General features: G+C 60.6%; 20 protein-coding genes. 8 read left to right on the forward strand and 12 right to left on the reverse strand.

Features of this window, described 5'->3' with window-relative positions; translation table 11 throughout:
* Positions 1-71 precede the first annotated feature (71 nt).
* On the reverse strand, positions 72-827 hold the full coding sequence (locus BJ960_RS13800; RefSeq protein WP_185987707.1) for a polysialyltransferase family glycosyltransferase: 756 nt from the start codon (positions 825-827) through the stop codon (positions 72-74).
* Between the two features lie 748 nt (positions 828-1575).
* Positions 1576-2721 carry a glycosyltransferase family protein gene (locus tag BJ960_RS13805; protein WP_185987708.1) on the reverse strand — a complete coding sequence of 382 codons (1146 nt, stop codon included), beginning with the start codon at positions 2719-2721 and terminating at the stop codon, positions 1576-1578.
* Positions 2722-2861: 140 nt separating this feature from the next.
* Here BJ960_RS13805 and BJ960_RS17265 point away from each other — a divergent pair, with 140 nt between their 5' ends.
* Positions 2862-4643, forward strand: a complete 1782-nt coding sequence (locus tag BJ960_RS17265; protein WP_185987709.1) for an ABC transporter ATP-binding protein — start codon at positions 2862-2864, stop codon at positions 4641-4643.
* Between the two features lie 28 nt (positions 4644-4671).
* Positions 4672-5844, forward strand: coding sequence for a glycosyltransferase family protein (locus tag BJ960_RS13815; protein WP_185987710.1), 1173 nt, complete (start codon positions 4672-4674; stop codon positions 5842-5844).
* 48 nt (positions 5845-5892) lie between these two features.
* Here the strand turns inward: BJ960_RS13815 and BJ960_RS17055 are convergent, their stop codons facing one another.
* The 6 genes from BJ960_RS17055 to pseB all read right to left on the reverse strand — a co-directional run bounded on the left by BJ960_RS17055 (position 5893) and on the right by pseB (position 14142).
* The gene (locus BJ960_RS17055; RefSeq protein WP_221936313.1) at positions 5893-7125 is read right to left on the reverse strand and encodes a glycosyltransferase family 4 protein; all 1233 of its coding nucleotides are present in this window, start codon (positions 7123-7125) and stop codon (positions 5893-5895) included.
* Positions 7126-7133: 8 nt separating this feature from the next.
* Positions 7134-8246, reverse strand: a complete 1113-nt coding sequence (locus BJ960_RS13825) for a DegT/DnrJ/EryC1/StrS family aminotransferase (protein WP_185987711.1) — start codon at positions 8244-8246, stop codon at positions 7134-7136.
* Between the two features lie 50 nt (positions 8247-8296).
* Complete coding sequence (locus BJ960_RS13830) at positions 8297-11077, reverse strand: hypothetical protein (RefSeq protein ID WP_185987712.1); 2781 nt, start codon at positions 11075-11077, stop codon at positions 8297-8299.
* Between the two features lie 131 nt (positions 11078-11208).
* Positions 11209-11946, reverse strand: a complete 738-nt coding sequence (locus BJ960_RS13835; protein ID WP_185987713.1) for a cytidylyltransferase domain-containing protein — start codon at positions 11944-11946, stop codon at positions 11209-11211.
* A gap of 79 nt (positions 11947-12025) precedes the next feature.
* Positions 12026-13150 (reverse strand): DegT/DnrJ/EryC1/StrS family aminotransferase, encoded by a 1125-nt coding sequence (locus BJ960_RS13840; protein WP_185987714.1) that lies wholly within the window; start codon positions 13148-13150, stop codon positions 12026-12028.
* Positions 13151-13152: 2 nt separating this feature from the next.
* Entirely contained in the window at positions 13153-14142 is a 990-nt protein-coding gene (pseB, locus tag BJ960_RS13845) for a UDP-N-acetylglucosamine 4,6-dehydratase (inverting) (RefSeq protein ID WP_185987715.1), read from the reverse strand.
* A 120-nt stretch (positions 14143-14262) separates the two neighbouring features.
* Here pseB and BJ960_RS13850 point away from each other — a divergent pair, with 120 nt between their 5' ends.
* A complete protein-coding gene (locus BJ960_RS13850) occupies positions 14263-15801 on the forward strand; it encodes a bifunctional UDP-2,4-diacetamido-2,4,6-trideoxy-beta-L-altropyranose hydrolase/GNAT family N-acetyltransferase (protein ID WP_185987716.1) in 1539 nt (512 codons plus the stop codon).
* A gap of 3 nt (positions 15802-15804) precedes the next feature.
* Here the strand turns inward: BJ960_RS13850 and pseI are convergent, their stop codons facing one another.
* Entirely contained in the window at positions 15805-16866 is a 1062-nt protein-coding gene (pseI, locus tag BJ960_RS13855; protein WP_185987717.1) for a pseudaminic acid synthase, read from the reverse strand.
* Between the two features lie 90 nt (positions 16867-16956).
* On the opposite strand from pseI, the gene BJ960_RS13860 reads away from it, so the two are divergent.
* Genes BJ960_RS13860 through BJ960_RS13870 form a run of 3 tightly spaced genes read left to right on the forward strand, consistent with a single transcriptional unit; the run spans position 16957 to position 19969 of the window.
* Entirely contained in the window at positions 16957-17661 is a 705-nt protein-coding gene (locus BJ960_RS13860) for a glycosyltransferase family 2 protein (RefSeq protein WP_185987718.1), read from the forward strand.
* A gap of 5 nt (positions 17662-17666) precedes the next feature.
* The gene (locus BJ960_RS13865; protein WP_185987719.1) at positions 17667-18020 is read left to right on the forward strand and encodes a DUF2304 domain-containing protein; all 354 of its coding nucleotides are present in this window, start codon (positions 17667-17669) and stop codon (positions 18018-18020) included.
* Positions 18017-19969 carry a DUF6541 family protein gene (locus tag BJ960_RS13870; RefSeq protein WP_185987720.1) on the forward strand — a complete coding sequence of 651 codons (1953 nt, stop codon included), beginning with the start codon at positions 18017-18019 and terminating at the stop codon, positions 19967-19969. Before BJ960_RS13865 ends, BJ960_RS13870 begins: the two co-directional genes overlap by 4 nt.
* 50 nt (positions 19970-20019) lie before the next feature.
* On the opposite strand, the gene BJ960_RS13875 is transcribed toward BJ960_RS13870, so the two are convergent.
* From BJ960_RS13875 to BJ960_RS17270, 3 genes are all read right to left on the reverse strand, one after another.
* Entirely contained in the window at positions 20020-21003 is a 984-nt protein-coding gene (locus BJ960_RS13875; RefSeq protein ID WP_185987721.1) for a glycosyltransferase family 2 protein, read from the reverse strand.
* A gap of 48 nt (positions 21004-21051) precedes the next feature.
* On the reverse strand, positions 21052-21183 hold the full coding sequence (locus tag BJ960_RS17060; protein ID WP_259126141.1) for a hypothetical protein: 132 nt from the start codon (positions 21181-21183) through the stop codon (positions 21052-21054).
* A gap of 71 nt (positions 21184-21254) precedes the next feature.
* Positions 21255-22535 carry a class I SAM-dependent methyltransferase gene (locus BJ960_RS17270; protein WP_185987722.1) on the reverse strand — a complete coding sequence of 427 codons (1281 nt, stop codon included), beginning with the start codon at positions 22533-22535 and terminating at the stop codon, positions 21255-21257.
* Between the two features lie 366 nt (positions 22536-22901).
* Here BJ960_RS17270 and BJ960_RS13885 point away from each other — a divergent pair, with 366 nt between their 5' ends.
* Together BJ960_RS13885 and BJ960_RS13890 are read left to right on the forward strand one after the other, a co-directional pair.
* Positions 22902-23768: an ABC transporter permease gene (locus BJ960_RS13885; RefSeq protein WP_185987723.1), complete on the forward strand. Its 867-nt coding sequence runs from the start codon at positions 22902-22904 to the stop codon at positions 23766-23768.
* Complete coding sequence (locus BJ960_RS13890; RefSeq protein WP_221936314.1) at positions 23752-24897, forward strand: ABC transporter ATP-binding protein; 1146 nt, start codon at positions 23752-23754, stop codon at positions 24895-24897. The genes BJ960_RS13885 and BJ960_RS13890 overlap by 17 nt, the downstream gene beginning before the upstream one ends.
* Positions 24898-24960 lie beyond the last annotated feature (63 nt).

Below are 24960 nucleotides of genomic sequence, written 5' to 3' on the forward strand. Positions count from 1 at the left end.
CCGCACCCCGCGCCAATCTGGATCGGGCGAGCCGACGCTCAACACAGCGCCTGTCGCGGCTACCCGCGCGGTCAGTTCCTCGCGAAGCTTTGGAAGGAACCGACGGACTCCGATTGCCACACACGTGCTTCAGGTGTGCTGTGCGGAGCGTCACCGGAGGCAATCCGGTTAGCAAATAGCGCAAGCGAACTGTCGTCGCTGATCCGGTCCGGAAACATCTTGGCCGACGAATAATGGTCGGCGAGGTCCGTTTCGATGACACCGATATGAACTCCGAACGCCAACGCCTCATAGAGCACGGTGCTCACCATTCCGATCACCGCTTTGGAGTTCGAAATCGAACTGTTGACTTCCGACTGCACGTCGACCTCAACACCGTCATCCAGCAATGCGGCGTAGAGCTCGTTGACCGTGGCGCGCTCCGAGGGGTGAGGACGGAACACCACTTGCCAGTGGTCGGGCAGCTGACGCCGGAGCGACTGGGTCACAGAAATCAGGCGTTCGCGCTCCATGATGCTCGACACCACAAGCACCCTGGGTGGCCGTTTCTCATACGGCACTGCCACTCGGGCGGCTTCCTCAAGCGAGGGCTTGCCAACGGGAATCACGCGCCCCGGAAAACGTACCTCCTCGCCCCAATATTCTCCAAAGGTCAACAACGTATCGGGCAAGCATGCCAGCAGCTCAGGGCGGCGCATGACAGCACCAAAGTTGTATGCAGCATGGGAGGCGCCAATCCACCCATGCTGGAGCTCGGCGACTTCGATACCTCGCTCATGGGCGATGCGGATGAGGTTTGAACGGTCCCCATACGCCGCGGTCTGCATATAGATTCTGCGTGGGCGAGTCCTCTCCAGGAGTCCCCGAAACTCTCTGGCCACGTGTGGCAAACGGTTGACACGGTAGACCACCTGGGTGTGCACTCGCGAGCGAAGCCGTTCCGAAAGCTGCCGCGAGAACGGGGCAAGCATGTCCGCCATGATGCTGTCGAACTGAGAAAGCTCTTTGGCCGCTAGCGGCTCGAGGCGCGTCCGCTGGTCAACCCGCCGCAACGCTCGCGAGAATGACCAGGTTCGAGCCACAAGGGGACGCTCAGACCTCGGCCCCCCATAGCGAAGCGGAGCGTCTTGCACGACTGCGGCTCGCTCGTCGAGCGCCGTTGCATACGAGTCGGTCAGCCAGTTCCCCACTCCTCCCAGAGTCTCCACTCGCGTTGTGCCAGACACGATAAAAAGATGCTCAACGGGCTCTCTCAGACGGTCTGACGAGACGGGAGTGGGCACCATCCCGAGTGCATGCTGCACCAGTGCCTTCGGCCGCGACGGACGCTTCCTCGGAACGCTCGTGACGTTAAGGCCCTCTTCTGACAGCGCTCGCGCAAGCGGCCAACGCACGAGCGGCCAGAGAAGCGCATCAGTGCCCGGTACCGTCTCCAGCAGCAACTCCGAAGCTTCGTCCTCCACCTCTAGTAGCGCACGAACCGTCGGCGTGTCCTCCATAGTCACTCTTCCCCTCTAATGTTTGACGCGGCCATCGGCAGTTTTTGAACCGAGATCAATGCCAGTGTCGCTCAGCTTAACGAGACAGCAATGCCTGCAGCGCGCGTTTGACGTCAGACACTTGAGCGGAGAAGCTGAGCGGCTCAGCGGCACGATCTGCTGCGTGCTTGAACGAGTCGAGCTTGTCTGCGTCGAGATCTCGCAGCGAATCCGCGAGATCCTTCGGATCAAAGCTGCGGCTCACCACGCCTAGTCCGTATTCCCGCAGCTCACGTACCATTTCCTCACTGGGTCCAATCGCTACCCCGATGCGAGCTTGCACGTAGTCAAAGAACTTATTTGGGAGCGTCAGTCTCGCATTCGTGTGCGTCGGCGGGATCCAGAACAGCCCAAGGTCGAAACTCGACAGCGTCCGCGGCAACTCGCTCGGAGTAACTGGATCCCGGAACCGGATTCGATCGCAGCCTTCGGCAGCTCGTTGCAGCTCTCGAAGGTGAGCCCCTCCGTCACCGCCTGGCACCAAGAACAGATCGAGAGTGAACCTCGCTGGCAAGTCCTTCACAACCTGAATCATCGTCTCGAGTCCGCGGCCACCAATCGCAGCCCCACTGTGCACGCACGCAATGGCATCGCCCTGAGACGGACGCACAGCGATGTCTTGAAACGGTCCTGCATTCGTCATGAGCAGCGGCTCTACCCCAAAGTGTTCACGGTACAGCTCTGCAATTCCACGCGACACCGTGGTAACTAGCGAAGCTCGGCGCAGGTAGGTACGACACAAATAGACCATGAACGGTGCCACGAGCAGCCGCCAGGACAATACGTGCGTTCGCTCTTCCGGCGCCCACTCGTGCAGGTCGGCCCAGACCGGGGAGCCGCCTGCCAGGCTGAAGGCGAGATCCAGCACCCGCGCATCATTCGCAACGACGAGGTCCCAGTCCGATGCGACGTTCTCCCGCTGCTTCAGCACCCAACTCGCTGCCGGCGATGAGCATTCGCTCGCCGCATGCATCCGCAGGGCCAACCTCAGCACGCCCACTGGGGTCTGCGGCAAAGTGGCAAGTCCATCAGGAACCCTGATATGCGCCGTCGCGAGTTTCGGCGCTTCTCCGAATCCAATCGTTGTGACCTCCCCCATCTCCGCGAGCAGGGCTATCTGCCGTAGAACTCTAGCGTCACGATGGATCGGCGTCAGCGAGATGCAGAGAATCTTCCTTGCCATTCGGGTGGCCTTCCTACTTCATGTCCGACAGCCCATTGTTCCCTATCGCGGCAAGATGCCGCGCAGGCTTCGTTCACGGGTGCTCGCGTAAGATAATCGGGGCGGCTCCCTCCGGTGCGCCCGATAGATTGGAAACACGCGTGAGAGACCTTTTTAAACTGTACCGTCGCGTACTGGGCACGCTCCCCGAGCAGGCCCGCCGGTTCTTAGGCTTCTACGCATCTGCGCTGGGAGTGCTTGCGGTTTTCGACGCTGCCGCTCTTGGTTTGCTTGCGGCAGTCATCGCCCCACTCAGCACTGGCTCACCCGTGGTACTGCCCGTACTCGGGGAGTTGAGCACAAAGGGAGTGGTGTGGGCGATCGTCCTGATCTGTGTGCTCATGATGACCAAAGCCATCGTCTCCGTCATCCTGCTGCGCTGGGCTACCAAGGGCTTTGCCCAATACGAGCTGCAGCTTGGCGCGCGGCTCTTCCGGGGCTATCTTCGAGCACCCTGGGAGGAACGCCTTCGAAAGAACTCGACTGACCTCACGCGGCTCATCGACGGCAGCGTGGCCCAGACGATCAGTGGCTTCTTGCTTCCGGGTGCGACACTGATTGGCGAAGCTTCGAGCCTCATTGCGGTAATTCTGGTGCTCGCGATTGCACAGCCGCTCGTGGCCGTCATTACGCTCGTGTACCTTGGGGCGATCGGGATGGTGTTGTACTTCTGGATTGCCCGACACGCTCGCATCGCGGGAAAGGTAACACTCACCTACGCGCTCAAGAATTCACGCCTGATTACCGAGATGGTCGGCGCGCTCAAGGAGATCACGCTGCGCGGAAAATCGGACGAGGTGTCAGACTTCCTCTCGCAGAACCGAACCAAGACCACGCAGGCGCGAGCGAATGTCCAATTTCTTGGGCAAGTGCCGCGGTTCGTGTTGGATGCTGGCATTGTCGGCGGGTTCCTCATTGTTGGAGGCGCTTCGTTCCTCTTCGGAGGGGCTTCCTCAGCGCTCACAGCGGTCGCTCTCTTCGGGTTGGCTGGTTTCCGGATGGCGCCTTCCGTCATCCGGTTCCAAACGATCATGTCGCAAATGACATCTACTTCGGCGCATGCCAAGCGTGTGCTTGAGGAGATCGAATCGGCTGAATCCGCTGCCATTCGCTCGATACCGCCCCAGACCGCTGAGTTCCCCAACGACCCGCAGAGCATCGAAGTACGGAATATGAGTTTCCGCTACGGTGGAACTGATTCCAACGCACTTAGCGATATCAGTTTGAAGATCCCCTTTGGGCAAACAGTCGCTTTTGTTGGCGAATCTGGTTCCGGCAAGAGCACGATGGTTGATATCTTGCTTGGCCTCCTCGCGCCCACCGAGGGCGACGTACTTGTTGACAACAGTTCGATTGCCTCATTGCAGGGAGGGTGGCGCTCCCGCTTGGGCTACGTCCCGCAGGAGGTGTCAATTTTTGACGCGTCCATTGCGCAAAACGTCGCGCTCACCTGGCGCAACGATTACGACGAAGACAAAGTACGCGACTCACTCGATCGCGCTCAACTCCTTGGGCTTGTCGAGCGGCGCGAGGGGGGCATCTTTGGCGCCGTCGGCGAGCGGGGTCTGTCACTTTCCGGCGGACAGAAGCAACGCCTCGGCATTGCTCGAGCACTCTATACCGACCCGAAGGTCCTCGTTATGGATGAGGCAACAAGTGCACTTGACGCGGAGACAGAGGCCGCAATCACGGGCGCAGTAAACGCGCTCAAGGGCGACACCACTTTGATCCTTGTCGCGCATCGACTCTCCACCGTGCGCAACGCGGACCAGATCTTCTATCTCGAGCAAGGACGGCTTGTAGCGAGTGGTTCGTTTGATGACCTCGTTCGCAAGGTGAAGCGCTTCGAGAGGCAGGCTCGATTGTCGGGCCTCATTGATTGATCGTGACGCAAGAGAGTTGGATTCTGCTATGAACACTTCCGCACCGCTCAGGGTATTGGTCCTTGCAGTGACTCCATTCATGACTGAGCCCCGAGGGATTAAGCAGGTCATGGAGCTTCGCAAGCACCATGACGTCACCACTGCAGGCATTGGCCCATCGCCGTTTCCGGATCTACCACACATTGAGTTCTCGAACCCTTCGGAGTCGAGTCCTGGACTGGTGTCGAAGCTTGCGACCGCTGCGAGGCATCTCTTCCGCATGCATCGATCGGCTTTGCGGCACAACCCGTTGCTCGCCGAGGCGCATGCCAAGCTTGCCGGTGGCGAATGGGATATTGTCGTGTCCAACGATCTGCTCGGGGTTCCGCTCGCGAACAGAGTGAAGTCACGTTATGGCGTGGTTGCTGACCTCCACGAATACGCTCCCCGGCAGGGCGAGAACCGCATGATGTGGCGCCTGCTCATCGCACCATACTTCGACTGGATCCTGCGCAAGGAGGTTGCTCCGAAGGTCGTCGCTGCCACCAGCGTCGGCCAGGGAATCCTCGACGAGTACGAACGGGTCTATGGTATTCGCGGTGATCTTGCTGTTAACGCCACACCCTGGCATGACCTCGAACCGCTCCCGGTAGCCTCCCCGATACGTCTCGTTCACAGTGGCCTCCCGGCCCCAGCCCGCAAGCTCGAAGTCATGATCGATGCCGTGCTTGCCACACACACCAACGTGACGCTCGACCTCTATCTCATGCAGAACAACAAGGCATATCTAGAGGAGTTGAAGCAGCGCGCTGGCGGGGATCCTCGAATCACCTTCCGAGACCCAGTCACGTACACCGAACTCGTCACCACGCTGCACGGCTATGATGTGGGGCTCAGCCTCATCGCCCCCACGACGTTCAACCTGGAGTGGTGCCTCCCCAACAAGTTCTTCGACTTTGTTCAGGCTCGTCTCGGCGTCATTACCGGGCCATCGCCTGAAATGGTGCGCTACGTGAATGAATACGGATTCGGTGAGGCTACCGATGACTTTACGGCTGAGAGTCTCACTGCGGCATTGGACGGTTTGACACCAGAGAAGGTCTCGCTGTGGAAACAGCATTCCCATCTGCACGCCAATGAACTGTCAGGCGAACGCCAGGCTGTCGTGTGGAGTGAAGTCGTCGAACGCGTTGTCTCGGGCGCGGAGAAGAGGACCGACTAACTGAGGAACACGTGCCTCTCCCATGCCAGGGGCAAGGGACTCAGCCGCTTAGAGACGTGAGATCTCAGCGACTGCGCGCGCGGCGACGCCCTCGAGGCTGACGCTGTGCATCGCCCAGCTACTCACCCGGGATCTCCGAGCGGCGTCGTGGGGCCGCTGGAGGGCGGCGAGCATTGCTTCCGCAACCTCTCCGGGTTCGAGCCCGACCGCAACCCCGATGGGGGCGCCGTCAACCTCCGTGCGCGCAAACGGTTGTCCAGGCCCAGTGCCCGCGTAGATCAATGGAGCGCCGCAGACGGCGGCGCTGTACAGCTTCGTTGGAAAAGCAAAATCGTATCCAGACCCCGGCCGCACGCTTGCTAGAGCCGCGACTGCCCCGTGCAGCACAGGCGCAAGCTCCGCCGGGCCCCGCACCGGCTCGAAACGCACCGCGTGAGAGACACCGTTGTCGTCTGCCAAAGCTTCAATCGCTTCGCGCTCGGAACCACCGCCGATGAACCGGAGTACGACGTCGGGCCGTTCTGCGAGAACCCGGGGCAGCGCACGCACAAACACGTCAGCTCCATGCCACTCCGACGCGGTGCCCGCGTACACGAATTCCGGGTGAGCGGGCGCATGAGCGGTACCGACGGCAACCCCGCGGACGAATTCGCGAGCGTTCACTCCGTTGCCAATTGTTGCAACGTTCTCGGTCACTCCGAGCTCCGCGAGGCGCATGGTCACGCCATCCGACACAGACAGCACCAGCCGAGCGCCCTTCCAGGCAAACAGCTCGATACGGCGAACCACATCCAGCATCCAACTTGGGGCACCTGTTTGCGATGCGGCGTCAGACCAAATGTCGGCCGCATAGTACACATACGGGGTGCGACGCACAGCCGCCGCCAGCCGCACAAAGAGGCCGGTCGTTGGAGGGGGCTCCGCGATGATGAGGTTCCGTTTCTTCCCGAAGAGAATACGGAAAAACAGCGGCACGTCAAAACTCAGGTACTGCACGTAGCCACGCACGTAGCCATTTCGGTCACGGAGCACCGGGAAACGCCTCACGCGGAACTTCTGAGGCTCGACGACGGTCGGGATCTCACCTGTTACGTTCGCCAGGGTGTGCTGGGATCCGTTTTTCCCGGCCGCCGCTGCGTTCACAATCTGGCGAGGGGGCTGCACGGTGAGCACTGTCACGTCATCACCGCGTTCAGCTAGGGCCTCGGCGAGGGCTTGAAGCCGAAACGAAGCTGCGCTCGGCTCAGGATTGAAAATCCTGCTAGCTATCGCGATTCGCACGACGTGGGTTACGCGCCCGCGCTCAGTACAGCGGTCACTCCGGCGATGACCCGGTCGAGGTCGGCCGCGGTCAGCGACGGGTGCACTGGCAGCGCGAGTACCTCTTTCGCCGCCCGCTCGGTCTCGGGAAGGTCGAGGCCCGGTGCATATTTCTCGAGCGAGGGGAGCCGGTGATTCGGAATCGGGTAGTACACTCCGGACCCAACGTTGTGCTCCGCCTTGAGTGCTTCGCGCAGGCGGTCACGCTCTGTTGGGTCGACTCGAATCGTGTACTGGTGGTAGACGTGTACGGCCTCGGGTGCCACGTACGGCGTCGTGAGGCCCGCGACGCCGGCGAGACCGTCGTTGAGCACTGCGGCATTCGCCTGACGCTGCCGAGTCCACGCGTCGACCTTGGTGAGCTGCACCCGGCCGATTGCCGCGTGAATGTCGGTCATACGCATATTGAAGCCAACGATCTCATTTGCGTACTGGGTCTCCATGCCCTGGTTTCGCAGCAGACGCATGTTTCGGGCAATTTCAGGCGTGGCGCACGTCACCATGCCGCCCTCCCCCGACGTCATGTTCTTGGTGGGGTAGAGCGAGAACATCGCAAAATCGCCGATGGAGCCGACGGAGCGCCCCGACCACGACGCACCGTGTGCTTGAGCCGCGTCCTCGTAAATGGCGAGGTTGTGCTTCTTCGCAATGTCCTCGATCTGGTCGACCAGGAAGGGATGTCCGTAGAGGTGTACAGGCATGATGCCCTTGGTGTTCGGCGTGATCGCGGCCTCGACAGCGACAGGATCGAGGGTGAAAGTCTGGGGATCGATATCGGCGAAGACTGGGGTCGCGCCAGAAAGCGCCACCGAGTTGCCAGTTGCAGCGAACGTAAACGAAGGAACAATCACCTCATCGCCAGCACCGACCCCTGCGGCGAGCAGACCCAGATGCTGACCGCTCGTACCCGAATTCACGGCTACCGTCTCACGCCCCTGGACAAAGTGATCTGCGAACTCCGACTCAAACGCTGCAACCTCGGGCCCCTGGGCCACCATCCCGGAACGCAACACACGATCTACTGCTTCGCGTTCTTCGTCTCCGATGATTGGTTTTGCCGCAGGGATGAATTCAGCGCTCATGGCGTCAATTATAACGGACCCGTCTCCTCGACGTCTCCGGCTGCCTTCTGTCAGTCTTGTTCGGCTGCTAGCCCCTCCGCAGCTGACGGCTCGGGCGGCGACACTTCGGTCGGCTCGGGCGGCAGACCTTCGGTCGGCTCGGGTGAGGGCTCCACCTCGGCCTTCGCTGCGCTCGACTTTGGAACAAACACCACGGGTGACGGCGGTGCCAGAACCGCGTTACCGTTCTGGAACGGCACAGCCTTCCCGCTGCCAACAGCGAACCCCGGACCAGCAGGCCACCCCCACGGACCCGTCGGACCACCAGACTTCTCATACGCCGACAAATACGCACTCGGGCTAAACGCCAACGGCTTGCCATACGGGCCGTAGTACACCGTCTGACGAGCGAACACCTGATACGTGCCCTGACCATCAACGACGACAGTATCCTTCACCGGGAAGCCAGTGGCACCCTTCGGACCACCGCTCGCAACCCACTTATCGAAGGTCGCCGTCTGCATGAACGCAGCAACACCAGTGCTCGAGGAATACACCGCATTGCCCTTCTGGAACGGCACAGCCTTCCCGCTGCCAACAGCGAACCCCGGACCAGCAGGCCACCCCCACGGACCCGTCGGACCACCAGACTTCTCATACGCCGACAAATACGCACTCGGGCTAAACGCCAACGGCTTGCCATACGGGCCGTAGTACACCGTCTGACGAGCGAACACCTGATACGTGCCCTGACCATCAACGACGACAGTATCCTTCACCGGGAAGCCAGTGGCACCCTTCGGACCACCGCTCGCAACCCACTTATCGAAGGTCGCCGTCTGCATGAACGCAGCAACACCAGTGCTCGAGGAATACACCGCATTGCCCTTCTGGAACGGCACAGCCTTCCCGCTGCCAACAGCGAACCCCGGACCAGCAGGCCACCCCCACGGACCCGTCGGACCACCAGACTTCTCATACGCCGACAAATACGCACTCGGGCTAAACGCCAACGGCTTGCCATACGGGCCGTAGTACACCGTCTGACGAGCGAACACCTGATACGTGCCCTGACCATCAACGACGACAGTATCCTTCACCGGGAAGCCAGTGGCACCCTTCGGACCACCGCTCGCAACCCACTTATCGAAGGTCGCCGTCTGCATGAACGCAGCAACACCAGTGCTCGAGGAATACACCGCATTGCCCTTCTGGAACTTCATCGCGGCACCGCCGCTGACCGTGATGGCCGATACCGGCCATCCCCAGGTCTGCACCGTCGATTCAGACGACACAAACCGTTCAAAAATTCCGGCCGGAACGAAGACCTGTGCGCTTGCGGATGTCTGGACCATCCCGCCCTTCTCAGTGCGCCGATAGCTCTTACCTGCGAAGGGTGTCCGATCTGCGTTCGCGAGCCCGACAACGGGGTACCCGCCAAGCGCAGTCCAGGTCTTCAGCTCCGCGGCATCGAGCACCGCGGTTCCGTTCCTGGACACCATCAGTGTTCCCCCTTGGAAGAGCTGGGAAGCGGCAGTGCTGGAGTGAAGTGTGGCGTCCTTCGATGGAAATCCAAGCGGACCCTTCTGCTCTCCACGCGCCTTCCAAGCGTTGAACACCAGCGTTGGCATGTATCTCATGACCACATTCTTGGGATCGTAGACCGTGGTCCCGTGCTGGAACGAGGCGCGATAGTTCCCGTTCGCTGCAACGCCGGAGATCCCGCTCGCGAGGAATCCCCAGGAACCTGACGCTCCGCCCGCGGCGAGATAGGCGTCCATCATCCAGCCACGAAGAATACCGAAACTCTTCCCGAGCAACTTGGACTCTGTAATGATTCCGTTCTCAAATTCCATCTGAAAACCGCCACCATTCTTAGTAACGGTGACTCGTGCACCCAGCGGGTTCCCATAGTTGAAGCCGGAAGCAAGCGCTTGGTCGTATACCTGTCGAATCCCGGGCGACATTTGGTCGTCGATGACCGTGGATCCAAACCAGGTGTTCCAGAGGATAAAGAAGTTGCGGTTGCCGTACGACGAACACGCATCGCCCGTTCCGGAGCCCGCCCGGAGCGCGGCCTGGTTCGGCTGATATGGCGTGTAAATGTACAGGGCAGCTGTGGCCCAGTTCTCGATGTACACGTTGGACCCACCGCACGACTGCTTCGGATGCCACTGGATGAAGTTCTTTTTCAGTGGTTTGTAGTTGTACGAGTCTGAGAATGCACGGTACACCTGGAGCTGCCACGCGGCTCGATACACTTGCTGAAAGAATCCGCCCTGTTTCGGGTCACATGCCGCTGTGCCGCCTGGCCCGCTGTCCGGACACGCGTATCCCATCGCCATGAAGTACTGATTCTCATTCGGCCACGGATCGGTAATCAGGCTCTGCTCTTTCTCGAGCATCACGAGGAGGACGCGAGGGCTGATCCCACACGCGGCCCCCACCTTGGCGATAATCGCCGCGGCCTTCTCATTGGGAGCGCCAGTGTAGGCCTTGCAGTACGCATTCGCGGGGCGTGAAGCCGTCGTCACCGTATAGTCGCGCGTGCACTTCGACGCGAGCTTGGTTGGCCCGTTCCAGGTGACCGGTTTGCCAACCTCATAACCCGGACGCCCAAGCCAACACTCCGGCACGCGTTTATTCAAAAATGACTGCACTTCAGCAGTGGTCATCCCGGCCCCGTTATAGAAGAGCCCGTCGTCAACGATATTTCCGGCCTTGAAATCCATTGCACTCCACGCGTTGGCTGGAGTTACGCTTCCGGTCACCGTCAAGGAGGAGCCAGCGAGGATCACGCTGGCCGACAGCGCCGCCACAACGATCGCCCAAAACCGCTTTTTCGTCGCCACTCATTCACCTTCAACTAGAGATCGAACTTCCCGAATACAACCACTGTAGTTGAACGCTATTTTTGATGGCAACCTCGCCGTATTGGCGCACCGTTCCTCCCTTTGCGGGAGGCGTCACGTTGCCGCCGCTGCTATTTCTCCTCGACAAGCCCGACGTTGCGAGGAAGATCCGCTGCGGTTCGAGAAAGCGAGGGCTGCTGCGCGAGCAACTTCAGAACGTCGTCTTGGCCAAACTCCGGGTTCGACGCATACAACTGCTCGTAAACACGCTCCACGAAGACAAAGTCTTCGGGAACGTCAACCGTCCACCGGAGATCAGAGTGATCTGTGCCCTGTTGTACGTTCCAAGTCGTGAATTCCTCTGTTCGCCGATACATACCAAGGGTGACGTGCTCACGCTCGGAAGCCGTCAACGGAGAGTCCGCCAAGCGGGCGAACGCAGCAGGTGAGAATACCTCCACGTCGAGACCATGTGGAAAAGTCGGCACCAGCACATTCGATGTGTAGTCGGTCTTGTAGAGCAAATGCTCGTCGATGACACGATCGATGACGCCGGGGTCGGCAAGCGGGCAATCTGCAGTCAGGCGCACGACTTGATCAGGTTCGAACTCGGCGATGACCCGCGCAAACCTGCCCAGAACGTCATCGAGCGGGCCGCGGCGAACCTCCCAGCCGTTTGTCGCAAGCAGCAGGGCGAGCTGGTCGTCTGATGCTTCTTCGGAAGTCGCCACGACGAGCCGATCAATGTTTTTGCTGCGCGCGAGCCGCTCTAGCTGGCGCAGAATCATCTCCTTCCCAAGGAGCGGCTCGAGAACCTTCCTCGGGAAGCGCGACGAACTTGAACGTGCTTGCAGGATTCCAAGAATCATCGGTGCCTGTCCTTTATCTTTTCTTGGGGTTGAGCAACGCTGCTAGCCGTCGCCTACTTGTCGCTCTGCGCCACCTTGACTACCTCATGGCAGTGAGGAGCGTATCGATAACATCATCGACCTGCGCATCGGAAAGCCCCGGGAAGATTGGCAGCGAGAGCTCTTCAGCGTAGAACGACTCAGCGTTCGGGCACATGCCCCGCTTGTAACCCTGCTCTGTGTAGACCGGGTGCCAATAGACGGGCATGTAGTTGACCTGCACACCGATTCCCGCAGCGCGCATCTTGTCAAACACTTCCCGCCGGCGCCCGCCTTCCACACGGAGCGGGTACAGATGCCAGACAGGATCCACGTCGTCACGCTGCGTCGGAATGCGTACACCGTCAACGTCACTCAGTGCAGCGTTGTATCTCGCTGTGATTTCCGCCCGACGCCGTTTGAAGGCTTCCAGGCGCTGCAACTGCGACAGGCCGAGTGCGCTGGCGATATCGGGGAGTCTATAGTTCAGCCCGAACTCGTGGACCTCTTGGTGCCATGGTCCTTCGGTCGTGATCCTAAACCGATCGGGATCACGCACGAGGCCGATGTAGTGGAACTCATGAGCACGCTGGGCTAAGACCGGGTCCTTCGCAACGAATGCTCCGCCCTCTCCTGTCGTCAGGTTCTTTGTCGGGAAAAACGAAAAGGTCGTCATGTCGGCCAGGTCTCCGACCGGCCGTCCACGATAGCTTCCCCCAATTGAGTGGGCGGCGTCGTCAAGGGTAAGCGCCCCTACGGAGTCGGCAAGTGACTGAAGCGCGTCGTAGTCGGCGGGGTGCCCAGCATAGTCGACCGCAGCAATCACCTTGGTCCGGTCGCTTAACTGAGCTGCGACCGCACTCGGATCGATGAGTCCGGTGTCCTCTTCAACATCTGCGAAGCGCACCCTGGCACCAAGCATTGACGCCGCGGCGGTGGTCGCGATGAAGGTCATGGGGGTTGCCACGACTTCATCCCCGGGGCCAATTCCCGCTGCGGCGTATGCCATATGCAGCGCAGCAGTCCCCGAGGTGGCGGTAACCGCACGGTGTCCGCCAGAGAGACGCGATATCTCGGATTCGAGCGCAGCGACGGCGGGACCAGTCGTCAGCCAGTCACCACGAAGGATCTCTACAACCGCGGAGATGTCGTCCTCGGATATTGACTGCCTACCGTAGGGAAGCATGCTTAGATTCCAGCCTGAATAATGTCGGCAATCTCCTGCTGGGTGAACCACTGATCGTTGAGATCCGAGCGGTACGCGAAGCCTTCAGCGACTGGAATCGCATCAGCAGGCGGCTCGTAACCCCACGTGGCAAGATCGGGTTGGATCACGAAGTACTTCCCGCCCTGAATCGTCACCGCTCGACGCCCCTCCTCAGGGCTGATCATCTCCTCGTGCAGCTTCTCGCCGGGACGGAGCCCAACATCAACTAGCTCCGCGCCCGGAACCACTGCGTGGGCCAGATCAACGACTCGCATCGACGGAATGCGCGGGACTAGCAGCTCGCCGCCCTGCATCAGCTCGAAAGCGTCAACCACCATCTGTACTGCGTCGGGCAGGGTGATGAAGAACCGGCTACAGCGCAGGTCCGTGATGGGCAGCGGCTGACCAGCAGCGCCCAGCTTCGCAAAGAATGGGATGACGGAGCCCCGCGATCCCATCACGTTGCCGTAACGGACAACAGCGAACCTCGTGTCGTACGCCGCAGCGTAGTGGTTACCAGTAATAAAGAGTTTGTCGGCAGTCAACTTCGTCGCACCATATAGATTGATGGGGCTCGATGCCTTGTCTGTCGATAGCGCCACAACCTTCTTGACACCGGCGTCGATGGAAGCCTCGATAACGTTCTGACTTCCAATGATGTTTGTCTTTACGAATTCGAACGGATTGTATTCGGCGGTGTCCACCTGCTTGAGGGCTGCGGCGTGGACGACGTAGTCAACTTTGTGCAGAGCTCTCGCCAGCCGGCGCTCATCCCTGATATCGCCCAGGAACCACCGCAGTCGCGGATCATCGTTGAACTGCTGTCGCACCTCATACTGCTTGAGCTCATCCCGTGAGAACACAATGAGTCTGCGCGGATTCAAGTTGTCGAGAGCGTATCGGATGAAGGCCTTGCCGAAAGAACCAGTACCTCCGGTAATGAGGATCGTGGACCCCTCAAGTATCGACACGTGTTCTCCTCATTCCTGCGCCAAGTCCGAGAGCTGGCGACATCCGTCGTAGTGCGTGCGAACTATTCTATCGTTAGGGTACGCCCCTCAGCCGTAATGCTCCGCGCGAGAGGAAAATCAATGGCAGCACACACTGCACTCATTCACTGCAACGCCGATTTAGAGCGCGGCATGGGGCATCTGATGCGGGCGTTGTGCCTAGCTGAAGAGGCCTCCTCGCGGGGGTGGAGTGTTGACATTGCCGGCCGGTTCGGTGACCGCGCGGTCGAGCACGTTGACGAGCTGTTTCCCGGACAGAGCCTCATCCAGCTCGATGCTTCCGAACCGCGCCGCGACCTGCAGCGTCTCCTCTCCGAACGATCTGTGGACGTACTCCACATCGACAGCTACGACACAGCCCTCGACGGGTTCTTCCCCGGCGCCACGTTGACGAGCAACATGCAGGACGGTCAGTTCGGGCGTCGCCCCGCGGATCTCCACGTGGACGGAAACCTCGACGCCGAGCTCCGCTACGTCCCCAGCGGTCAGGCGGATCTCGCCCTACTCGGAGCATCTGTTGTCCAGATCCGAAAAACGATGCGCGCGATTTCTCACCGAGTGCGGCCGGAGGCGGAACTGCGCAAGCGCGTACTCGTCGTCCTTGGTGGAACAGATCCGTTCGATGTCACGCCACAGATTGTTGAGGGCCTGTTACAGCTCCCCAACGTCTCCCTCACGGTCATCTGCCGTCCTGAAGTGCAGCCCGCGCTCCGCCGGTCCCTCGGCGATTCCGCAGGCCGCGTCAACATTCTCTCGTTCACGAGCGACCTCCCACGCCTCGCCGACTCGATGGATGCCGTAGTGACTGCTGCAGGCACCTCAGTGTGGGACTTCGCCGCAGCCGGGATCCCCATGGGGATAGTCGCCGTCACCGAAAACCAGCTACCTGGCTACAGGTCATGCGAGGCTCACGGGATCGGCTTTCCGCTCGGAACCCCGCCATACGGTGACATTCCCAACAGACTCGAAGCTTTCGCAGACTTCCTGGATGACACCGCGCGTTTGAGCGAAAGCGCCGAGCTGGGAAGGACACTCATCGACGGGCGCGGGGCCTGGCGCGTCGTCTCGGCGTGGGAAGAGCTTCTTGCTGCCGGTGCCCACTCGGCTCGGGTGGAGGAGCCTGTGAAGCTCGCTGCTCGAGTCGCCAAGCTCTCCGACGCCGAGTTCCTCTTCGACTGGCGGAACGACCCTGTCACCAGGCAGGTATCGCGCTCCCAAGAACCAGTTACCTGGCCTGATCACCGTGCATGGCTAGAACGTGTTGTGGCTGACGAGAATCGCCGCTTACTCATAATTGAAAAGGCGGGCACACCGGTCGCGACCGTGCGTTGGGATCGCCGCGGGGTGACGTCGTGGGAGGCCTCAATCACGATCGCCCCGACGTCTCGGGGGCGCGGCATCGGCAAGGGTGCGCTGGCCGCAGGCGAAGATTGGCTCGTGAGCGCAGAACCCGTGCAACTCCTCGCGACGATCCACTCGTCGAATACTGCATCCCAGCGGCTTTTTCGAGGAGCGAAATACCTGCCGTACCTGCCTGCAGACAAGGACGGATTCGAGATGCGGTCCAAATGGAAGCTTCCCACCGAGGGCCACGCAGCCCTCGGCGACTCACCATCCTGAACCTTACAAAAGGTCCCAGGTCAACGCTGTTCCTCGCGAAACGTCTTGCGAGAACGTCCGGCCGGCCACGAGGTCGAAGCTGTCGGCAGGCAGACCCCCGGCCGGACGGATAGAGCGCACATTCTGGCTGGAGACTTGTTCGCCCGCTACGACATCGGTGACGACGTAGAGCGATCGCCGGAGTGCGAGGACCGCCCGCTCCTGCTCGGTGGGCCCGAACGCCACGCCGCTCTGAACCGCTACTCTGGCCTGCTCCGCCCCCGTCACAAGTGCAGCAAATTCAGCTGGCGTCAGAGAGAAGTCTGAGTCGACTCCCCCATCGGCACGGTCAAGCGTCAAATGCTTCTCGATGACCGTCGCGCCCAAAGCGGCTGCTGCGACGGCGACTCCAGTACCGAGCGTGTGATCAGAAAGCCCGACGGGAACATCGAACGCTTCACGGAGCACTTGAATGTTGCCCAGCCGTGCTTCCTCCGGTTCGGCTGGGTATGCCGCAGTGCACGCCAACAGCACGAGTTCCTTGCACCCGGCATCACGCATCGCGGTCACCGCGGCATCAATTTCGGAGAGCGTTGCCATCCCCGTCGACACAACCACAGGCTTGCCTGTTCGGGCGACCTCGCGCAGGAGGGGAAGATCGACAATCTCCGCGGAAGCGGTTTTGTAGAGCTCGACGCCGAGATCTTCGAGGAACGCCACGGACGTTGGGTCAAAAGGGGTTGAGAATGGAATGAGGCCGTGAGACTTTGCGCGGCTGAAGATCTCTTTGTGCCATTCCCAGGGCGTATGCGCCTCTTGGTAAAGGGAGTACAGGTTTCGATCTCCCCACAGGCCGTGGTCTCCCCGCACGCGGAACGCTGGAGCGTCTGAATCGATCGTGAGCGTATCCGCGGTATAGGTCTGAATCTTGAGCGCGTGTGCCCCGGTCGAACCGACAGCATCGACAATGTCAAGCGCTCTGTTCAGGTCGCCGTTGTGGTTACCCGACATCTCGGCGATCGTGAAGACTGGGTTGCCGTGCCCGATTACTGCGCTCGAGAGAGAAATATGCTGAGTTGCGCTCATTTGGCCTAGATTACCTCTATTTCTTCTGCCGAGGGGAGTAGGTGCGCTCGGGCGCTCCCGCTGAGGCATATTTCTGCCAGAATAGGGGATATGATCCCCGCCTCTCCGAGTGGTAATTCGCGCTCCAGATCGAATAACGATGTATGGGTCGTCATCCCTCTATTCAATGAGGCAACCGTTATTGCTTCGGTTATCAATGGACTGCTTCCAACGTTCCCGAATGTCGTGTGTATCGACGACGGTTCCACGGATGGTTCCGGAGTGATTGCCGAAGTTGCAGGAGCACGTTTGGTGTCGCACCCAATCAACCTTGGTCAGGGTGCCGCGCTGCAAACCGGGTTTGAATTCGCCCTTGAACGGGACGCGCGTTTCGTTGTCACGTTCGACGCTGACGGCCAGCATCGCGTAGAAGACGCCGTCGCCATGGTTGAGCGCGCGAGAACAGAGGACGTTGCGATTGTCTTCGGCTCCCGGTTTTTGGATGACAGAACCAAGCCAGGTGTCCTCAAGAAGATCGTCCTCAAGACCGCGGTGTGGGTCACAAACGTCACAACCCGAACAAAACTCACTGACGCCCACAACGGCTTGCGGGTCATTCGAGAAGATGCACTCCGGCAAATCAAGCTACGGCAAGACCGTATGGCACACGGTACCGAGATTGTCGTTCAGCTTGGGCGGACCGGGCTCCCGTTTGTCGAGCAGCCCGTTGAAGTCCTGTACACGGACTATTCCAAGGCCAAGGGCCAATCCTTACTTAACTCCGTCAACATTCTCGTTGACCTTCTGATTCGGTAGGCGACATGCTTTTCCAAGCGCTCCTCATTGCCCTTGTCATAATCATTGCCGTATTTGCAGTCCGGAGTTTGCCGGGCGAGAAGTCATTGGCGGTCAAGCGCCTCATCGCGCTTCTGTTCGTCGCCGCCGCGATTCTAGCGATCCTGTTCCCCCAGTTGCTCTCCGCTGTTGCGAATTTCTTTGGAATCGGACGCGGCACCGACCTCCTGTTATACCTCTTTGTGGTTGCGGGACTCGTCTTCGCAGTTCTCACGATTCGGGCGAAAGCAAGGAGCGACGCTCGCGTCACCGAACTAGCTCGAGCCGTCGCACTCATGGAGGCTCGTCTCACTGAGCCGGAAGGCACACCCCGCCCGTGACCGAGTGGCTCTCTCTGCTGTTTCCGCTGGCCTGCTCGCTCGCGCTGGTCGCGGCCCTTGGACTCCCCGCAGCCCTTGCTCTCGGGGCCCGGGGGTTCACACTCGCATTACTCACAATCCCAGCTGCGTTCGCGGTCATCTCCGTTGCGAGCATCGCGCTCCCGCTCGCGGGCCTCACGTGGACCCCCGTGACAGTCTGTGCTTCCGGTGTCGGGCTCGCACTGCTGCTGCTCATCGTGCGTCGCTGGCTCGGTTCCCAGAACGAGCCGCGAAACCGTGCGGCCCGGTTCTGGCCTGTGTCCGCGGCGGCAGCCATCGGCGGCGCAGCAATCGCAGTGTCGCTCGTGCTCGGAATCAAGGGACCAAGCCACGTTTCACAGTCATACGACGCGATTTTCCATCTCAACGCCGTCCGCTTCATCCTCGACACAGGATCCGCTTCGCCGTTTGATATGACGTTGGCCACCTCGCCGGACGCTGCGGTGTACTACCCAACTCCTTGGCATGGCTTCGTCGCGCTCATCGTGCAACTATCTGGTGCTTCGATCCCGCTCGCCACAAACGCAGCGGTGTTCACAGTTGCCTGTGTTGTGTGGCCCATCGGCGTCGTCGCCCTCGGCCGCGCCGTCGCGGGGCCATCCATGCGCGTAACACTCGTGTCGGGAATACTCGCAGCGGCATTTCCGTCGTTTCCCCTTCTCCTCGTGCGGTACGGGGTGCTCTATCCCAACCTCCTCGCGACCGCGCTCATTCCGTTCGCCTTCGTCGCGCTCCTTGCTCTGATGAACCTCGGACCGGCGAGGGCTTCATTTGTTGCGAGCAGTGGCACACGGATTGTGCTCTTTCTCGGGGCGCTCGGAGCAGCCTCAACAGCCCACCCCAACGCGTTCTTCGCGCTCGTAGTCGTCGGCCTCCCAGCTGTGTTCGTTGCCGCGTATCGCGGTTGGCGACGTCCTGGCCAAGAGCGGTTCGGGGCACGAGTGGCCATCGCGCTGGGCCTGTTGGCATTATGCGGCGCGATCGGCTTCCTCTGGATGCGCGCCACAACTTCCGACAACGGATGGGAAGGAACTAAGAGTTTCCCTGCGGCCGTTTTGGACGCGTTCGGCTCGAGCCCGCGTCTCGAAGGGCACGCCTGGGTGCTTACAGTGCTCGTTGTGCTTGGCGCCATCATCGCTATCGGCCGACGACATCACCGGTGGCTTATTGTCAGTTACGCCGCGCTGTTGCTGTTGTTTGGCGTAGCCAATGGCCTCCCCACGAGTGCTTTGCGGACCGCGCTCATTGGCCTGTGGTACAACGATGCCTGGCGGCTTGCAGCGATCCTGCCGCTCGCCGCTATTCCCCTTGCCGTCCTCGGACTCTCCACGCTCGCCGCCCTACTCCATGTCGGATGGCTGCGCTGGCGCGCCCTGCTCGGCAAGGATCCCGCCAGCGGCCGAGCCGCCGCCGTTGGCGCCGCCGTGCTTCTAGCCCTCGCAGCCACTCAGGGCTCCGGGATCTATGCCGCGGTCCAGGCCGTGAGTTCACGCTACGATCCCGTCGGCAATCCCATCCTCCTTTCCGAAGACGAGGAAGCATTGCTCAAGCGTTTGGACGAGCATGTCCCGGCCGACACCGTACTCGCGACGAACCCGTGGAACGGCGGCTCGCTTGCGTACGCGATTAGTGACCGAGAGGTTCTAGTCGCGCATACGGGAGGCTTGTTGGCCCCCGAGGTTGCGGAGCTGACTTCCAATCTCGCAGATGGTGGAGCCCGAGTCTGCGAACTCGCCGCAGATCTCAATGTGGAGTTCGTCCTTGACTTCGGTGAACACTACGTGTTCCCGGGCACTCCTCGTGCTGAGCCCTTTGCTGGCATTAGCGGCGTCGAGGACAGCAGCATCCTTACGGAGGTCGACCGTGAGGGCGACGCCGTGCTCTTCGAAATCACCGGGTGCAGGAACTAGTTTTCAGGTAGCAACCGCCGCGCATCCACCGGTGATCCGCGGGCATCGCACTACTGGTAGAGGGGATTGTCTGGAAAACGGGGCTGTGGGTTGAACTTCCGGGCCTCGTTCAGCGCACGACGCATGCGCTTGCGAACCGGCTTCGACACCTCTCCCTCGCGCATCTCACGCAAGATCCGTCGGTAGTAGAGCGCATAGGGAATACGGCCCTCATTGCGGAGCCTGTAGGACGCCTGATTTCGGGCGCCCTTCTCAAACTTCCACACGTTGGACTCGTCGATCATTCGGTAGTTCACGCCGGCATTCACTCCCATGTCATGGACGACAAGCGAATCCAACGCAATAATCCCCGGACCGTAGTGGCGCGTCAGCCGCTTCGTGTACTCCTTGTCGTCAAACCAGATGAAGTACTCGCCGAGCGGCAGCCCGTGTTCCTCAATCGCCCACCGCGGGACAAGAACTGAGACGAAGGTGCACTCAGTGATGAGTAGCGACTTCCGGCCGTCGAGGTAGGCGCGCGGCCAATCCCAAGTGGTGATCGGATTATTCATCTCGCAGAGGGAACCATCGATGAATTTGACGAGCGAACAGGCGAAGGGCACGTCGTAGCCGAGCGACTGTGACGACAGGTCTCGCTCGCGCAGCAAGATCTCGAGTGCCTCTGCTTCTGGGTAGCAATCATCATCCATGATCCAGACGTAGTCGGCGCCCAGATTGTACCCTCGTGCCATGCCGTGTTCGAAGCCGCCCGCCCCACCGAGGTTCTCGTCGAGATGCAGGATCTCAAGCTTGGGATTGTCGAGGCCCTCGAGGTACTCCCGGGTCCCGTCGGTTGAGTTGTTGTTTACCACGACAACCCAGTCGCACCCATAGCTCTGTGCAAGCACAGTCTCGAGCGTCTTCGGAAGCTTCGCGAGGCGGTTGTAGGTCACAATGACCGCAGCAACGCGTCCCTGTACTGAAGCGACCTGTGGGTTCGTGACGATCGGTACAGGCCGAGTCTCGGGGCGCTTCTCGTCAAAGGATTCTGCCACTGCTGGCCTTTCTCGATTCGGATTGCTCACAAGGAGAAACCTGGGCTGTCAGTTGTTGGGCTGGTCTACGGCCTGCCCGGGGTAGCCCGGGGTGAGTCGCGTCTCGATGAGGTCGAGCATCTCGGCGACCCGAAGGCTATCGCGGCGAACCTCGTCGAGCTCTCGCTCAAGTTCATCCACGCGTACCGCCAGTTGGCGGCTTCGAAATAGCGTATTCAACACTCGCTGTGAAAAGCGCTGGCGCTCCTGCATCATTGGTTCTCCTTGCCAGAATTACGGTTCTCGGAAAAGCGGACTCCGTATGGTCGCCGATGTTGTTCTTCGGGGGACGCGGCAATCTCCGATATCTCCGCGTGCAGCCCGAAGTCTGCTGCACGATCTTGCAGCACCTCGGGCGGAATTGCCCAGTCTGTGGGGTTCTCATGCGGATCCGCACTCTCGATTTCGCCATAGAGCGTTGCAGCCGCGGTTCCGCCCGACCGGACGGCCATGCGGATGAGTCGCAGTGCATTCGGAATCGCGTGTGGGCCGAGGTGTTGAATGAGATGATTCGCGACGAGGTCGAAGGGACCCCTGATTTCAGCGTCCTGTGGCAGCGCTAGCGCAAGACTCCGATAGAGGTTCGTGTGAATCGTCGAAAAGCGCTCAGGACCGTGTGCCGCCGCAAGTTCAAGCGCATACGGCGAGTAGTCTGCCGCGATGACCTGACGGTGCGGCCCACGGTCCCGCAATTGTGCCCCGAGCGCCCCAGCCCCTGCACCGAGGTCCACGAGCCACCCGCCGGTGAAATCGGACTCCTGAGAGAGAATCCAGTCAGCCCCGCTCTGCCACTGGCGGTCACTATCCGCCCCTTCAACACGGTAACGGTCATTCCAGAAGTCCCGTGAGTGGTGAAACGAGCCAAACCAATTGCGGAATCGTCGAACTGTGGGGAGTGGTGTTTCGAGCCGGTAGCCGGGAATCGGAGTGCGCCAATTCTCGTCGTAGTTGATGACGAGCCAGGCCTCGGGGTCGGCTGGTGCGGGGAATGACCGCCCTTGTATTTGCACGGTACCAAACGGGAGCATCTGCTCTTCGCGCATCTCACCGCGCACGTGGAACGGTTGGTTCATGTGGCCGTCGTCGGTGAAGAACGCCGTGAACACATCAACGTAGTAGTCGAGTTGCCCGTGCTCTCCCCGGAAGTAGAGCTGCATGTGGGTGGCGCTGTGGCGAACGAGTTCGTAGCCGAGAGCCTCAAGCTTGTGCCCCAGGGCGAAGCCCTCGGCGGCAACGTCCACGGGGTTCGTATGCGTGGAGAGATACGCGACGTCAGCGTCGTCGTCGTGCGGAAGCAGCGCACCGTCCCTGATGCCGCCGAGGAGGGTGCCGCCCACGACGAACGGACGCAATCCAAGCCCCTCGAGATGGGCAATGACCTCGGTGGTGCGGTCGAGGATTCGTCCCTGCACGCCCGTATTTCCGGCCTCAAGCGTCTTCCCCAGCCTGCCCCACTTATTGATGGCGAGCGGAACTCCGTCTGCATCGGTCACGCGCGGCTCGGAGGGGTCCTCCGTAAAACGCACCTCAACAGAGCCAAGTAGCCGCCCGGTCCCGGACTGCGAGAGACGGACATTCGTTCGGCCAACGAGATACGGCAGTAGTGGTGCCGGCCACGGATAGGACCGGTCCTGCGGAACGTTACCCGAGCTGAGATCAATCGACCACACGCGATGATCTGCAAAACTGACGTCCACTGAAAGCACTCCTGCTTCGAGCGGCGGCAGCGTCACCCCAGCGGACGTAACCGCAAAAGACATGGAACCCCCTACTCCGAGCTACTCACGACGAGTACCGCGCGACTTACATGGTAGTCCCCTTCATCAGGAGTGCAGCTATCGGCCGGTAGACTGGACTTTGTGAGCGCAAATGCGATTCTGAACGATCCAGACTTTACGAAACCGGGGACCGACAGCGGCCTCCTCGGTGTCTTCCGTCACAGGCATCTCCTGTCACTCCTCCTGAAGAAGGGCGTCGCCACCCGCTATCACGGGTCGGCGCTCGGCTGGGTGTGGTCATACATTCGACCGGCCGCACAGTTCATCATGTACTCGATCGTGGTCGGAATCCTCATGGGCGGCCGAGACGACATTACGTCGTTCCCCGTCTATCTTTTCACTGGGATCGTCGCGGTCAACCTGTTCAGCGAGACCCTCCGCAACACGACGAGCGCGATCACTGACAACAAGTCGCTCGTCAAGAAGATTTACCTGCCCCGCGAACTCTTCCCGATAGCCGCGCTCGGCGTCGCCCTGATTCACTTTCTCCCCCAGGCGGCATTGCTATTGGCAGTCGTTCTACTGTTCGGCTGGACGTTCAGCTGGGTTGCCGTGCTTTCGTTTGTCGCCGGCGTGATCCTCATCCTCATCTTCTCACTCGGTCTCGGGCTGTTCTTCGGCGCCATCAATGTCGCCTATCGCGACGCCAAGAACTTTGTCGACCTCATCCTGATGTTCGCGACGTGGGCATCGCCCGTGCTCTACACGTGGAGCATGGTTGCGACGCATGCCCCGAACTGGCTCTATCAGATTTATATGGTGAATCCGATGACCGCCGCTGTGGAGCTTTTCCATACGGCATTCTGGGCCCCGATCGCACCGAACGACGCGCGTCCGCCGGAGATCATTCTTCACACACTTATTGCTGCCGGCATCGCAATCGCAACGCTTGTGATCGGCCAGCTTACGTTTAGGAAATTGGAGGGCAGCTTTGCCCAGCATCTCTGACTCAGCGCCGCAGACGCCCCCAAAGAAGCCGGTCATCGTTTTCAACGACGTCAGCAAGACCTTCCGGATCAAGCATGCGCACTCGTTCAAGCAGGCGTTTATCTCGAAGATCAAGCGGAAAGAGCTTTCGACTGATTTTCACGCAGTGGACGGCGTGAGCTTCAAGGTGCCTGAGGGCCAATCGGTGGCCCTCATGGGCCGGAACGGCTCGGGCAAGTCGACTACCCTGAAGCTCCTTTCTGGCGTCATGGATCCCGACGCGGGTTGGATCCGCACTCGCGGCCGGATTGCCGGCCTCCTCGAGGTGGGCGCTGGCTTCCATCCCGATCTGACGGGTCGCGAGAACGTGTATTTGAATGCTGCAATCCTCGGAATGAGCAAGGAGGAGACCGACGCGCGCTTCGATGACATCCTTGAGTTCTCAGAGATCGGCGACTTCATCGATACCGAGGTAAAGCGCTACTCCTCGGGAATGTACGCGCGACTGGGGTTCTCCGTCGCGGTGCATACGGAGCTCGACACGCTGCTTGTCGACGAGGTGCTCTCGGTTGGTGATGCTGAGTTCCGTAAGAAGTGCGAGCAGCGCATGCTCGATCTCCAGGCGCAGGGCAAAACGATGTTCATCGTGAGCCACAACGCGAACCAGGTGCGAAAGCTCTGCACCCGCGGCATCGTGCTCGATCGCGGACGGGTTATCTACGATGGCCCGATCGACGAGGCAATCGTGCGGCTCCAATCCAACCCGGACTCGGTAGAGACCGCGTACCCGGTGTCAGGATCGATCTACGACGTGTACTCAGCGGACCCCGAAAGGTTTGGAGCTCCCACGGGTCCCGAACAGGCAGTTGAGGGGCCAGAACCTGGCGTCTACCAAGAGTTCGAGTTTGGCGTGATCACGAGCTACGTTCCGCGGACGCGGGACGAACCCCTCACCATCGGGCTCGGCCGTGGGCACTTTCTCGCGATGTATATGAAGCACGGCGGCCCCTCCGGGCCGTGGGGGTTCATCCGTTCTCAGCCGACCGGTAGCCTCGAAGATTTCGAGGAGCGGATCATGGAGTTCTCCAACGGCGTCGCACGTTTCACGCTCGACACGGGCATCCATTTCCACCCGCACGACGGCGGGTAGTCCGAAGCTTTCAACTTCCCCTCCCACACCCGCGCCAGCTCCCCTCCGATAGGCTTGCTGACG

It is taken from the genome of Leucobacter aridicollis, assembly GCF_013409595.1.
In the GTDB taxonomy this organism is placed as follows: domain Bacteria; phylum Actinomycetota; class Actinomycetes; order Actinomycetales; family Microbacteriaceae; genus Leucobacter; species Leucobacter aridicollis.